Consider the following 16139-nt stretch of genomic DNA (forward strand, 5'->3'; position numbering starts at 1 on the left):
TTTGCTTTGATCAAAGTTTTTTGAAAATGATCAGGGATTCAATAAAGCAACCGTGAGAACTGCCCCTTCTTCCATGCTCATTAACATGATGGAGTATTTTTCATTCTCGGTGCTGATGGCTCCTTGTGAAGGCCCGAAGTTCATGAAGTTGGTCTCAAATCCTTTTTGCCGGAGCAGTTTGTTGTACTGATCCAGATAGTCTTCGGGCAGATCTTTATACATGATTGACCAGGCCCGTGTGCCATCATTAGAGATATTGAGTCCTATCCCGTCAATTCTTCCTGACTTGAATTCGGGAACATCGGCTGGGATTTCATCCGGCCATTTTTTTGCTTCTGCATCAATTTCAACCCGATGGCCATTGGTTTCAAAAACAGCTCCGTCCTTATTAAGTTTAACAGTTGCATCTTCGCCTGTTTCTTTTTCAATGGCCTGTTCGAGTAATTTTTCGCTTGACTTTGTAGAACTTTGCTGGCAGGAATTGAAGAAAAAGAAAAATAACAGCACCGATAAACTTAGTAATCTGACAATAGATTGGTTAAGGTGTTTCATGGTTAAGAAGTTTTTTGGTTGTTTTATATCATTAATGCTTAACGATCAATTTTTTATATCCGGTAACCTGATTTTCTCTCATTTCCTGAATGAAATAAACCCCTTCGCTAAGCCCAGAAACGTCAATTATGCCTGACTGCTGGTTATCGCCAAATTGCCTTTTATAAACCAGACATCCCATGATATTTATCAGGCTAATTGTTGCAGAACCTTTAATATTCAGGTTCTCAAAATAGAGTAGATCTGATGCCGGGTTGGGATATACTTTAATTTGGTTTGAAGGATCCCTGCTTCCGGAAGTCTCATCCGAGAACTCAAGCTTGTCTATTAGGTAATATGAACCAATATTACCTCCGATGAACTGCCCGAGTTGCATAGCGATAAAAGCCTCATTCGGTGTATCGGAGGTCGCGTAAACAATGTCCAGAATGAACTGAGTCCAGTTTGTATGGCTTTGCAGTGAACGCAATAATCCGAAGCCGATCATTTCCCCGTCAAGCCACATGCTGACATTGATCTTTAAGCTATCCAACCCAATAATGTTGCCTTTGATGTATCCTGTAAGTGACTGGAACCTTTCATTAACGGGGAAATTGCCATCAGTGAACATGAAGCCGGCAGTATTCATTTCCATACCTGGATCATAAACTACTTTCAATTCAACTGAATAATCTCCATTGTAACTTTCATTGCTTCGCAGAACATTCGGATAATCTTCGTCGCTGCTGATTGTCCATCCATCGGGCGCCAGGATTCCTAAATTCAATGTCCAATCTTCAAAACTGGAATTGGGTACCTGTGATAAAGCAGGTATGGCTAAAATTGCGATCCACAGTAATGGTAATATCTTTGTTTTCATTTTGCATAGTTTGTTTAATGGTTGATTGATTAATTTGGTTTGATTTTCGATAAAAAACTCGTCCTGACCATATCGGATCAAGGCATTTGTATGTAAAGCTTACATCATTAATCCTCCTTTCCTTTTTCTCGGTTCCGGTTTTTCCGTATCTGTATTGTGATTCTTCAAAAGGTTTTTGTTTCTGTTATTTATTGGCTTGTCTGTGTCTGTTTTATAAAATGTTTGCTGCCTGGATTCTACAAAAGGATTCACACGGATAACTATTTGATGAATTAAAAAAAACTGTTCACTTGTCATTCTTCTGATAATGCTTAATGATTTTTATCAGTGCTGAATTGCGATCTTCAGTTTTCTGCCTGGTTACTTCCAACTGATTCTTTTCAAAATCAAGATTATTTTCAGCCACCTTGGTTTCAGCTTTCCTGGGCTTCTTAACTGTTTTCATAACAGTGATTTATTCGTCGCAAAGCTAAGCCGGATCAAGAGGCAGGTGCAAATTTTTCAGGTTCCAAAAGGTGTTAATAGCGGTTTCAAAAAGTGACATTATTTTAAAACCATATTAAATTATGGAAAATGTATGCTGAAAATCACAGGCTCAACCCATGCCATAAACTGATAAAAAACCAATGACGCCAAGGCTGGTTCTAAGTAGAATATCTGAGCTATTGATTTAGCATTAAAGTGTTCAAAGTTGCATAAGAAAAGGGACGAGGTTATCGTCAGAATGCAGGCCTAGTTTTTGGCGTAACCTATATCTCGTTGACTTGATACCCGCTTCTGATTTGAAAGAAATCGCAGCAATTTCTTTACTGCTAAGATTCAATTTGAGAAAGGCTGCTGTTTTAATCTCCGACGGTGTGAGATCCGGGCAAACAGCAAGTAATTTCTGAAAAAACTCAGAGTGGATATTACGGAAAATCTTTTCAAATTCATTCCATGTGCTATTTTTAAGCTGGGCTTCTAAACCTGCAATAATGCTTTTGATTTGTATGGAAAGTTCGTTCTGATCTTTGTTTTTAAGATACTGTTGCTCAAGTTTTTCTATAACATCGCCCAGGGTTTCATTAATTCGCAGCATCTCCAGCGCTTTTGATGCCAATTCACGGTTTTTCGATTCCAGTTGTTCTTCCAGATATTGTTGTTCCCTTCTTTGTATTTCAGCTTTCTGCAGATTGTTTATTTTTTCCTGATCATTCAACATCTCCTGCTTTTTCAGCGCTTTGGTTTTTAGCTTGAAAAGAAAGTATAAAAGTAAAAGAATGGCCATCACCGCTATTACTGAAATGGTCAGTAAAAGGTTTTGCTTTCGCTGGATAGCATTTCTGCTTTTCAAAATTTCTATTTCATCGTTTTTCCTGGCTGTTTGAAATTTCATTTCTGACTCCCTGAAAACTTTCTCATTGTTTATAATTGATAAGCTATCCTTGATACCAGCACTCATCAATAGGTATTGATATGCATCTTCATATTTACCGGTTGAGGCTGATATTTGCGATAGAGTTTCATAACAATTATGAATCAGCAAAGGGTTCTTCATTTCCATAGCCAGGTCTAAGGCCATGCAAGCTTCAGATAGAGCTTCATTTTTCGAACCTGCTTTTTCGAGGGTTTGAGCCGTTTTAAGAATCGAGATACATACACCGGTTTGTTCATTGAGGGATGTATAATTTTTTTTTGCGGCATAAAGGCTGTGCAGTGCATCATCCAGCAGTCCCATTTGCAAATATATATCGGCTATAGTATATTCTGAGCTCGCCATCCCGCGACTATCCTGTAATTGTGATCGTATAGAGAAGCTTTGTTTCAGGCAGAGCAGAGCGGAGTCGTAATCATGCATGCTGGCATAAGCGCTTCCCATACCTGAAAGAATAAGTGCTTTAGCTCCTTTGTCGTTCAATTCCTCAACAATTCCAAGGGCAGTCATCAAATAGGACAATGCCAAAACCGGCTCCGAACGCTCGATGTGAAGTGTTCCAAGACTAATCAGGGATGTTGATTGAAGTTTTTTGTTCCCTGTTTGTTTACTTAGCATGTGCATTTCCTGGAAATTCTCAATAGCTTTGTTATAATTTCCAAGCAATGAATACACACTACCAACTGCGAAACGATAATTGGCAAGCCCATCATCATCACCGATCTCCTCAAAAAGTTTTCGGGCCTGCTCAAGATACCTGAGGGCAATATCATATTCATCCTTATAGTAATATACCCTTCCCTGAAAAAGAAAACTACCTGCAATTCCCTTTTTATATTCCAACTCAGTTGAAAGAAGGTATGCTTCATGCAGATAAACAAGGGCTTTCTCCTGATCAATACTTCCAAAATATTCCCCAAGCTGAATCAAGAGAATAACTTTTGATGTGTCGGAAGGCAGTTGCTTTAACAAACGCTCCTTCTCCAAGGGATCAAACGGAGCTGCACCTAACGTTAATGATGTTAAAAATAATGACAACAGGAACAAGCGGATCATACGGATATTATGATGTTCAAAAAACACAAAGTCATAGCAGAGCCACAAAACCCATCATGATATGCAGGCAAGGTTGTAAAAAGCTTACCTGCAATCATGATTATCACAATGTTGTTCAATAATAATAAGCACTAAAGCAATATCATTGCCTGATGACTTTCTCTATTCCAACATAACTTCCATTTGTAACCCTGATGAGATAAATACCCGGTTGGCTGTCGCCAAGATTAAAGATATAGCTTTTGGCTATCGGTTCTTCCACCGAAAAAACATTGTTTCCTATCAGGTCAAACACTTCAACTGAAATGCTTGTAAACTCAATTATATCATAGAGTTCCAAAGTAAATGTTCCCTTTGTCGGGTTGGGATATACTCCAAAACCAGGCTTATCTTTTATGATTTCATTTGCTGGCACTGCAAGTAATGCTTCGCTTGTAGCTAACATTGATGATCCACTGCCGCAATAGATGCCATTGGTTGTGATCCATGCATGCAAATAACCGCCGTTATGAATATGAGTGCCTTCAAGCAAACGTATGTTTTGCCCGGCTACAAGGTTCACATTCCCACCATTTTCAACAACAAAACTTTGCGAACCTCCCACCGTGATGGTTTGCAAGGCTTCAAAACACAGGTCCTGTCCAGAACCAATTAAAACACCATCAAGGTCAACAGTTGGCGATATTTGACCTGTCCAGTGAATGCGTCCATAAGTGTCCTGCTCATTTGTTGGTCCGGCGAAAACTCCACTATAATCGGAGAGGGTAACTACACCTGCATCCACCGTTTTTGAAACATTATAATAACCCGTACTTCCCGGAAAAACAACATTACTCAGCAACAGGCTTTGATTGTTGTTGATGGTTAACAGTCTTCCCCCACTTTGTCCGTTGCGGAAATTACAATTTGTAAACGACCTCGCCGGATCAACAATGCCACCTGAATTAACATTTACTCCATTGGTATTCATGTATTCGAAAATGGTATGCTCTGCGCTAATGGTGGCTCCGCTATTGATATTAAAACCATAATTTCCTGTGGAAATTCTGGATATGCGGGCTTCAGCGCCCAAACTTCCAATTGCATTTAGTGTTCCTCCGGTATTGATTGAAAGCGTTTTTGCGGAAGCCAGCAGAAGGTTGCTGTTATTGTTTAGAACAATTGTCCCGCCTGAATTTACATTCACATTACCGCCGGCTGAAACATCAACTCCGATCAAGTTTAAAGAGCCAATCTCAACTGTCAAATCATTATTTACTAATATGTCTGTGGTAACATTCACAGTGTTTGCTCTGGTTCCCTCGGTGATATTTCCATTTCTTTCTAACACTGGTTCTGATTTCAAACCATCTCCTCCGGATTTATTAATTAAAACATTGTGGAAATGTCCTGCACTTACTGCAATTCCGGCATCTGAACCTCCATAGAGTTCAACAGTTCCTCCTGAAGGTGTAAAATTCAGGTTGTTAACCGACATGTGCCCTGTGGTTCTTATAGTTCCAGCCGTAACATTTTCGGTAAAAGAATAGGTTGGTGAATTATAAACAAGAATGCCTACATCTTTAAAATCAAGAACACCACCGGTCATAAATACCGTGGCATTATCATAATAAGGCCAATAGCTGGTAGTAGCACCGCCAAAAACATTCAATTCTGCTCCACTTCCTATAATAACTGTACCATTGATATCTACGTACTGAGCACCATCCTGGTGGAGGTTCATCGTACCAGAATAAATGGCAAAGGTTCCAAACAGGCCGTTATCGGCCAGATCATAAGCAGTAAAGTTTCCGGGTGAAATCCAGATACCTCCACTTGTCCAATCGTAAATCTGGCAGTTTATATTATGCTCAGCAAGGTTGTAAAGCAACTCCATTGGTTTATTAACTTCAAGGATATGGAAATCCTCTGTAGAACAGAACTGCGCTGTGGTTCCATTGAATATCACCCTGCTGTTGGTTTCATTAAAAGCTGAAGTACCAACGTTGTTGTACCAATTTTCGCCAATACTGATAGTCTTATTGTTAGAGTTCAGTACGCCGTCATCAATAAATAAGCTTCCCTTTATTGTAAGGTTATCGTAAACCTGGAATGAAGAACCAGGTTTATCGAGCACCATGTTATGAAGATAATTTCCATTGGTTACCTGAACATAGTTGCCCGCACTTGTATTGACAAATTCAACAGTTCCGGCAAGGGGCTGGAACGTGCCGGCAGAATTTGCTGATAATGTTTTTCCGACCCTGAAAACTCCCCCGCTAATCTGGTCATTGAAAGTGCTGGAGATCGAAACTGACCGGTTTGGAAATTCAACAATGCCTTCTATTAGCTGAAGAGTTCCGGCTAATGATACGCTACTTGTGCTATAATTATTAGTAAAAGTACCCTGGTTTAAATTAAGCAACCCTGTTGACGGAAAGGCAAATTCACCCTGAACGCTCGCTGAGCACCCGTTAGAAACTGACAGCGTACCGGAAAGATTCAAAGTTCCGCCAACCTGAAAATCGGCAGCGCTGAAAGAAATGCTGGCCCCATTTTCAATAGTAGCATTCCCCGCCACAATCATACCAGCACCGGACTGTAAGAAAAATAATGAGGCCCCGCTTTTTACTGTGTAATAACCCATCACTTTTGTCGGATAATAGGTTTTTCCGGTTACGTTCACACTCAAATTTTTTGACAAAGGCCCCCTCACCAAATTACCAAATTCGGCGTCGGTACTTGTAGGATAAATCATGTTGGAGGTTATGTAAGTAGTATTGCCGGTACCAAGTTTTGCAGTAGTTCCTTCTCTAAATGCCCAGTTTCCGGAATGAAATGTACCTGCAGTGACATTCGCTGACGAACCATTTTCCCAATACATATTAACAGTGGTGAAATCATTTGCCGTATTGGTCATGATTAACTGTCCATAGATTGTTGTTGTTCCTTCTACATTACAGGTATAAGAACTCAAATTAAAACTGCCTGCATCAACATTTAAATCTCCTGTTATTACAAAATTGGAACCAAGGGTTATGGTGTTGGCTTTGCCACCATCAGTAAGCAAATGACCGCTGCGTTCGTCATACACCGGACCGTTGATATTGTTTTCCCCACTCTCTTTCGCGCTCTTATCGATTTTAACATTCGGTAATGTGCAACCATTGGCCTGGGAAATTAAATAATCACCAGAACCATAGAACTCAAATGTACCGGCAACGGGTGTAAAGTCTGCCCTTTCACCCAGGAATCCACGCGACATTCGGATGGTTCCACCTGTAATATTATCATTTAACGTTAAGGCCCCGGTATTATTTATAAGGATGCCATTATCCTTAAAATCAAGTACACCACCCGACATAGTAATGGAGGCATTATATCCAAAAGGCCAATAGCTGTATCCATTACCTCCATACACATTGATAGTTCCTCCACCATTAAAGTTGAGATGGCATCTTAGGTCAACATATTGCAAAGCATCCTGATAGAGGTTTATTGTCGCCCCTGGGTTCACCCAGTAGCCCCCGTCTAATCCGTTATCGGCCAGGTCAAGGGCGGTAAATGTACCGGTATCTACATCAATGGCACCTGCTGTCCAGTTATATTGATTACAGGTTACTGTGCCGGAAGACACCCTGAAGGCGCCACCCAGAGGCTTGTTCACTTCCAGATTATTAAATGTTTCGGTTGAACAATACTGATGATAGTTGCCCCCATTAAAAACAACCGTGCTGGTTCCTTCAACAAAGCCTGCCGTTCCGATATTATTAGTCCAGTTGCCCATGATTGAAAGGGTTGTGCTTCCTAGCCCCAGAGCTCCGCTTTCGATCAATAGATTGCCCCTGATTTCAATATCTTGGTTAAAAGTAGTTGTGCCGGATGAACTGATGGTTACGTTGTTAAAATAGTCTCCTGCAACGAAGGAGGAAGAGCCAGAGGATCCATCGAATATAAATGTACCATTGCCAAGAGCGATACTTCCGCTCATATTGTTTACAAAACTGCCAATGATGAAACTCTGGCTTGAATAACTGGTAAGTGTACATCCTGAATAGATATAGAGGTTACCCGTTAACCGGCACGGAAATGTTGAAGCAGCACTATGACTAAGTGAAGTCCCGCTTTTATGGTTTCGCACATGATAAAAGTGGCTGTCAGAGTCTTTAGACCGGATGTAAGCAAGACTGGTACCGTAAAAATCTACATAACCTGCTGTTAGATAAACATTTGCACCATCCATAAAATCCCAGTCTCCATATACATAAATCGTGGCACTTCCGGTGGCTGAAGCCGAAGAGCCTAATTGCCACCTGATATCATCATAAACATAAAGTCTAGATGCTGTATTGTTCATTGTGAGCGTTCCATAGATATCAGCATCATAATCTATTTCAAGATTGTATGCACCTATTGTTAAGGTTGCTCCTGAATTTAAAGTCAAATTTTTACACGAGGCATTGGCACTCGATACATAAGGTTGTCTTACAGCGCCTGTAGGAATAATAACATCAAAAGTATTATCAGGTACCACATTCCCATCCCAGTTACCTGCTGTGTTCCAGTTTGTGCTAATATCTCCCTGCCACGTTAATTCATCAGTTTTTTGGTATGCCATAGTGTAAGACCCACCTGCTCCAGACCAGCCTCTCACTTTTACGTAGGCATACCCTGAATAAGTAGCCATCCAGGTAACAATAGATCTGTGATCTTCGCAACCTTCATCGTTATACGCCACCTGATCGCAATTATTATCATAAACATGCATGTAAGTATCGAAGTTCGCAGTTGCACCATCTCCACATCCGGTTTTAAAGGTATAAGTTCGCCCCTGTTCCACTGAAATGCGATACATTTTACAACCACTTGCAGCAAAAGATGAAGCGTGGGTGGACCATGAATTTCCGGGACTAATCGCAAAATCATATCCGGGACATACAATACAATTGATGGTTGCTGTAGAGCGGTATGCTGCAATTACATGCTTGGTGTTACGAATAGCACGGGCATTATCACCATCGGTTGCATGTCCGGTAGCAACACCCATAAAGTTGACGGAAGGATTGGAGAAATGGCCAACCCTGGTTGAGTTCACAGGGTTTAACGGAAAATTTCCGGCAGCTGTATAACTCATTACCGATGAGTACCAAACGCCATCAGTACCTTGCCATCTCCATCCGGCTGCATAATCATATAATCCAGGACCAGCCTGAAAGTTTTGATCTTTGTGATGCCCGCAGCCCATGTTATGACCCATTTCATGAATTGGAGTATATGCAGTTGAAGTGCTAACACCGGCAATTGAAAATGCATCAGCAGGCTTTCCTGCAGTCGAATTCAACAACCAGCCAATTCCACCACCCATGGTTGAGAACAACTGCACCAGGTCGGCTCCATAAGTATTGCGCCAGGTGTGAACAATGTCCATATGTCCATCGGCGGTAAGGGTAAGACGGTTGAGATCCAACTCAACGTCCCCACTCTCAGTATAGGTTATTTCTGCCGTATGCACTAATCTGATAGTAAGAATGGTCGCACTATTGGCATGGGCTGTATTTCCGATTGCTACTGCCGTTGCAACGCAATTAAAGATGCCTCCGCCATTTGCATTGCCCCAGTTGCGGGCTGCCGGCGTGTAAACAATCATTACATCAATGGTGGCAGGATCGCCAGGTCCTGATTTTGTATAGTCCATTTCCTTCTCTATTCTTTTTTGTTCTTCAATATCTTCAGACGTAAGCTCACCCGGAATAAGTGAAGGATACTCAACAGTTGCAGTTATCAGGGATGAATTAATCTCAATCAGGTAGTGTTTGAGTGTAACCGGATCGCTTATGATCTGAAAATGACTGCCGGTTTCCGGGATAAAAACATTGATAAGCGATCGTCCTCCGTGTGTGCTAAGTATTGCATAAGCATAATTTGCCTCAATTATATCAGCAGTAATTACAACGGTTCCCATTACATTTTCTTCAATGCTCCTTACCTTTGCTGTATAAGTAGTGTTCTCAAAAAGGTTTAATAAAATCTTGTCATCAACACTAAAAGCATTAGGCAAGGAAATTAAATTATTAAGTTTAACTTCTCTGTAACGCACAATAGCCTGTTTTTCCGCGAAGAAGTTTAGATCAGTTTCAATGACTGACCCTATAGAAGTTGAAGATTCAATTAGCTGAGGAAAAGATTCCTGTGCCATAGCAGATGTAAGCATCATAAAGAAAACAATGCTTGCACCAATTTTTGTCAATTGTAGAAGTTGAGATTTCATTTCAGATGGGTTTTGTTAATGATAGGATAATAAGAATGTTATGATGTCAATTGATAATGATTTATAGATTACGAGCAGCTAATGATAACAGCTTCAATAAGCAAAATAAATGAGCTGAATTGGTTCAAAATTTCAAAACGTATTCTTTAGCTCACAATGGATTTCCGGAGACAAGGATAAGAGGAATGTATGCTCATTGAAAGGAAGTCTTGCCAGTTTGCATGCACTCGCGGTTACACGATGGGGCCGATAACCATTATATTACAAGCAATAAAATTAGTGCTTTTCTGAGGCCTTACGCAATAGCTTATCTCAATTTGGAATGAATCTGAGTAGGTAGGTTAGTGACCTGATATACTGGCACTAAGCATAAGACCTTTATATGAGTTCGCATGTGCAAATAAAAAACGAGCACTAAAGCTTATCACAAAAGCACTAATAAAGTCAAATGAAATTGGCTCTTTAAGTCTAAATAGCTGCGACGTTTCATCATCATGCCAGATCTGATTATTCATTCAGGACAGTTCCTGAACTAAATCTCAAAGTTTAGCTGTCTGATTATTTTTTCAACTCCAAGTTGATCACCTCTAAGCACTCTATAAGAAATACTCCTGGCTGCTGGTTAGTCAGCTCAAACTCGTATTTTCTTTCTTTGATATTCTGACATAATTGGGAATTCTTACTTATCGCAAAGCTAGCATTTAGCATTAAACAGAAATATAAAAAAACCATATCTGCAGCAGATGCCGCAGATATGGTTTAGAGTATGCAACAATAAAACCTATTGCCTGATCACCCTCTGAATTCCCATTTCATCACCGCTAATTACCCTGACGATATAAACACCCCTGGGTTGACCTGAAAGATCAAATTCGTAGAGATAATGCCCCGAAACTGATTGCTTCAGAATTTGTTCGCCCATAAGGCTGTATATCTCAACCAAAATTGCAGAGGTGGTTTGAACCAATTCAAGGTTGAATAAACCGGTTGTTGGATTGGGGTACACTTTAAAGAAATTATCCGGAGGCGTAATTTCCTCAGGCTGTTCTATAGGCATGATGATTTCATCCTTAACCGCTAACATGGCGGGTGGGGAAATAATGCCGCAATGGTCAACATCAGAAATCCAGGCATGCAGGTATGAACCACTGCGGGCATGTGTTCCTTCAAGCAACCTGATATTGTGCCCGGCTACCATGTTCACCATGCCACCGCTGAGAATAGTGTAATACTGAACCGTAATGGTTTGAGAGGCATTGTAACATTGGTAAACTCCGGGTGCTACGGTAAATGGAGGGACAGTAACATTGACCGGAATAACAACCCCTGCCTGGTGTACTGTTACTGTTACATCTGAAGCCTCAAATGCTGTTAGGGTAATTTGTCCTGATCTGGAAGCAAGCGCAGTGTTCTCAGTATAATTTACAGTAATTGTTCCGTTCATGGTGCCGCTCATGGGCGCAACAGTCAGCCAGGGTACACTTTCAGTGACAGTCCAGTCAGTGTTCGATGTAACATCGAAAGTGGTAGTTCCTGCTGCTGTTGACACATTCCTTTCCGGTGGCAACACAGTAAGGTATGGAGGAGCACCAACCTGATTTACAACTACAATAACATTTGGAGTATATGGCGCTGAAATTGTAATCTCGCCAGTTCTGGGAGTTGTTATTGCGTTCGCGTCGTAATTAACTGTCAATGTGCCATTACCATTTCCAAATACCGGAACAACACTTAACCAGGGTATACTTTCTGTTACTGTCCAGTTGGTAGTATTTGAAAGCAGATCAAAAGTTGTTGTGCCATTATTATATCCCACTTCTTGCTGATCAGGTGCAACGGTCAGGAATGGTAGTTCAAGGTTGCCTTTTTTATATCCCAGACGGCTGCAGGAGTTTTGAGCCTGACAATTAAATTTGTGTAAATATACCCTGACATCGCCTGTAAAGTCAGCAGTCCAGTCAATAAATGCGCCAAAATCACCCGGGCCGCAGTTATTGTGTGCATAATCAATAAACGAATTATCCGATGCCTTTCTTAATGTAAGCTGAGATTCAAAAGGGGCATTTGCTCCATGCGTTGCACATAATGACCAGTTGTATTTTTCGCCAATATTAACCGAAAAAGTAGTATATTCTCCGCCGAAGAGGCAAGTTATGTATTGCCAGTTTTCTGTTGGAACCACTGTTAGCCATGGATTTCCAGTGGCACAGTAATCATATTGAGATAATGAAGCAGTAACAGTCGGCCCGTAACTGGCTACTCCTGTGAAAGTAGCGATACGGCCACTGCCGGTATTCGGATCATAGTTCACAGTAATGGTAGCATCGCCAGTGCCTGAGGTTTGGCTCACAACAGCCCAGGGTTGATCACTTGAAAGCGTCCAGAAAGTGTTAGAGGTTATATTATAAGTTGTTGAGCCGCCCAAAGGACCTACTACCTGGACGACAGGTAAGATAGATATTGAAGGATTGGCAAGTGCTCCGCTTTTGTAGGCCAAACGCGTTGAACTGGCGTAACTGTCGCATGGCTCTTTCGTAACAATAACCTTAACTTCACCTGTAAAGTTAGCAGTCCAGCTTATTTTGCCATCATCGCCACAAAAATAACTGTTATAGGTGATATACGCATTGGTTGCTGCATTACGTAATGTCAGCCGTGAATCATAAGATGCATCACCTCCGTGTGCAGGACACAACGACCAGTGGTATTGGGTGCCGGATACAACGGAAAACCTGGCAAATTCTCCAGCCCACATTCCTCCATGATATTTCCATGTATTTACAGGCTCCAGCAAACCGCCCCACTGATTCACACTATTACATTGAGCGTCATTAGGCATTTGTGTTAAAGTTGACTGGGTTGAAAATGCACCACTACTGGCGGTAATGGTTCCTATACGCTGAGCACCAGTATTTGCTGTGTAAACAACTGTAATGGTTGCATTGCCTGTTCCGCTTGAGGGAGTAAGCGATGTTATCCAGGAAACATTTTTTGTCAATGTCCAACTCGTATTGGAGTTCACGTAAAAGTAAGTTGTTCCCGCTCCTGATAATACATCCCGGTTTTCGGGAGTTAGCGCAACAGCGATATTAACGAGTGCCCCACTCTTGTAGGCGATTTTTGTACTTGTAACCTGGCTTTCACAGGGGTATCTGGTTAAAACCAGCTTGACCAGTCCTGTAAATGTGGCCGTCCAACTTATCCTTGCATCATCTCCGCATACATCATTCGAGTGTGCGAGGTAAGCATTATTATCAGCGCGGCGCAAGGTTAACTCCGAATCATAGGAAGCACTTCCTCCATGTTCCGGACACAGCGACCAGTGATATTGAGTGCCACTGGTAACGTTGAAAGTAACAAATTCGCCTGCCCAAATGCCTGTGTGATATTGCCAGTCGTTTAATGGGGTAAGCGGGCCTCCAAATTGCGACAAGCTGTTACAATAAGCATCACCGGGAAGTTGTGTTACCGTGGCCGTGACATTGGTCATTCCATAGGCTGAAGCAGTGATGGTACCTACTCTTTGTGCTCCTGAATTTGCATTGTAATTAACAGTAATAGTGGCATTTCCGCTTCCTGATGTCTGGCTGAGCGAGCTTATCCAGGTTACATTTTTGCTTAGGCTCCAGGTCGTATTCGATGTTATACTAAATGTTGTTGAACCGGAGGAGGAGAATACGTCCCTATTGGCAGGAGAAATGGTAACATAAGGGTTCGCCAGCGTACCGGTTTTGTAGGCAAGCCTGGTTGCCGTACTTTCACCCAGGCAGTTAAATTTGTTTACCACAACTTTTACCTGGCCGGTAAATGTTGCTGGCCAACTAATAAAAGCATCCATTCCGCTGCCGCACTCATCATCAGAATAAGTGATAATACTGTTATCAGAGGCATTGCGCAGCGTTAGTTGTGAATCATACGGGGCATCGCCGCCGTGGTGACTACATAAAGACCAGTGATACGTTGTTCCGCTGGTAACATTAAACCTGCTGTATTCACCGGGAAAAATACTACTTTGATATTTCCAGAAATTCTCAGCGGTAAGGGTAGTAGAAGGATATTGAGTATTGCTGTTGCAACCCAGCGGGCGCTGATAAGCAAGGGTGTACGATCCTGAAGTTGAACCAAATCCCTTGACTACCAGGTAGGCATAACCATCATAAGTAGCTACCCACTCTATTTTTGATCGGAAGCTTTCACATTCATCATCATTAAAGGCTACCTGGCTGCAGTTGCTGTTAAGCAACTGAAGTTGAGTGTCGAAGTTAGCTGTTGCTCCGTTACCGCAACCTGTCTGAAATATATAGGTTCTTCCGGCAATAGCTGTAAATCTATACACCTTACAACCATTGCTTACAATTGAAGATGAAGTGGTTTGCCATGAACTGGATGGTGAGAAGGTAGAATTATACCCGGGACATGCGATGCAATTGATAGTGGCTGTGGAACGATACGCAGCGATTACATGTTTGGTGTTTTGTATTGTCCAAGCATTATCACCATCGTTATAGTGGCCTGTGGCAACTCCCATGTAAGTAACAGTGGGATTTGAAAAGTAGCCGACTCTTGTAGAATTGTATGGATTAGATGGGAAATATCCTGCAGCCGTATAACTCATCACTGACGAATAGAGCACTCCATCTGTTCCTGTCCAGCGCCAGCCTGCAGAAAAACTCCACAAGCCGGGGCCTGGTTGAAAGTTCTGCTGCTTATGATGCCCGCATCCCATATTATGGCCCATTTCGTGAATTGGAGTATAAGCAGTGGCAGTGCTTACACCGGCAAGGGAGAAAGCATATGTTGGACTTCCGGCAGCATTGTTCAATAACCAGGCGATACCACCACCCATGGTTGTGAAGAGTTGTACCATGTCAGCACCGTAAGTATTACGCAAGGTATGTATTCCGTCTATATAGCCATCACTGGTGCCGGTAAGGCGGTCCAAATCGAGGCCAACATCACCACTTTCTGTGTAGGTTACCTGTGCATTGTAAACCAGCCTGATGCTTGCAATTGTAGCACTGTTTGAAAGAGCGGTATTTCCGATAGCAACAGCAGTAGCTACCAGGTTTCTAATACCACCTCCATTATTGTTTCCCCATGTTGCAGCAGCAGGTGTATAAAGGATCATTACATCAATGGTAGCCGGGTCACCAGGTCCTGATCTGGTGTTTTCGATTTCCTCCTTTATTCTGTTTTGTTCTTCCAACTCTTCTTCTGTTGGGTCACCAGGAATTTTTGCCGGGTGATGCTCAACGTCAGGGATAAGTTCAGGATTGATTTCAACCAGGTAATGCTTCAGTGTAACCGGATCGCTGGTAATTTCATATTTCTTCCCTTCTTCTGGAACGTAAACATTCACAAGTGTTCTGCCCTCGGTTGTTGAAATGATCATGAATGCGTAATCAAATGAAAGTAGTTTGGCGGTTATGGTCACATTATCCTCCATAATTTCTTCCACCCGTTGCACCTCAGCAATGTATTCAACATCGCTGAAAAGGTTCAGATTGATAAGATCTTCGGATTCAACTGTGAACAGTGACTTAAGATTTCCGTTTAGTTCAACTTCCCTGAACCGGGTAACTGCATCTTTGTTTTCAAAGAAATGCAGGGCAGTATTAATATCCTGCTGTACATTGGTTTCATATTCAATGAGCTGAAGCTCCTTGAATTGTGCATTTGCCGGGTTTGTCACAAACAGCCCTGTCAGGCTGATGACCAACCCAATAAGTAAAATTCTTGGTTTCATGTTTCCTCCTTGGTTTTTATTAATAAATAATGCATTGAATAAGCACATCAAATGCATGATGAAATCTGCAAAATCTTACCTATGATGGCATTAGAGGAGGGTCAAGTTTGAAGAGCGAGCTAGATAGATAAAAAATTAAATAGCCATCTCAATAATCAAAACCTGAATGGATTTTCGGAGACTAAGGATAAAAGGAATGTATGCTCATCGAAAGGAAGTTTTGCCAAATTGCATACATTCACGGTTATACGATGGGGCCAATAAC

Annotated in this window: 6 protein-coding genes; all 6 read right to left on the bottom strand. The window is 41.7% G+C overall.

What is annotated here, in order from left to right; genetic code table 11:
• Positions 1-30 precede the first annotated feature (30 nt).
• Positions 31-552 carry a hypothetical protein gene (locus IH597_12570; GenBank protein ID MBE0663284.1) on the bottom strand — a complete coding sequence of 174 codons (522 nt, stop codon included), beginning with the start codon at positions 550-552 and terminating at the stop codon, positions 31-33.
• A 31-nt stretch (positions 553-583) separates the two neighbouring features.
• Positions 584-1411, bottom strand: coding sequence for a T9SS type A sorting domain-containing protein (locus IH597_12575; GenBank protein MBE0663285.1), 828 nt, complete (start codon positions 1409-1411; stop codon positions 584-586).
• A 286-nt stretch (positions 1412-1697) separates the two neighbouring features.
• Positions 1698-1856, bottom strand: a complete 159-nt coding sequence (locus tag IH597_12580; protein ID MBE0663286.1) for a hypothetical protein — start codon at positions 1854-1856, stop codon at positions 1698-1700.
• 240 nt (positions 1857-2096) lie between these two features.
• Positions 2097-3881 (bottom strand): tetratricopeptide repeat protein, encoded by a 1785-nt coding sequence (locus IH597_12585; GenBank protein ID MBE0663287.1) that lies wholly within the window; start codon positions 3879-3881, stop codon positions 2097-2099.
• Positions 3882-4023: 142 nt separating this feature from the next.
• Entirely contained in the window at positions 4024-10128 is a 6105-nt protein-coding gene (locus IH597_12590) for a T9SS type A sorting domain-containing protein (protein ID MBE0663288.1), read from the bottom strand.
• Between the two features lie 781 nt (positions 10129-10909).
• Complete coding sequence (locus IH597_12595; protein ID MBE0663289.1) at positions 10910-15874, bottom strand: T9SS type A sorting domain-containing protein; 4965 nt, start codon at positions 15872-15874, stop codon at positions 10910-10912.
• Positions 15875-16139 lie beyond the last annotated feature (265 nt).

Source organism: Bacteroidales bacterium, assembly GCA_014860575.1.
In the GTDB taxonomy this organism is placed as follows: Bacteria; Bacteroidota; Bacteroidia; order Bacteroidales; family JAAYJT01; genus JAAYJT01.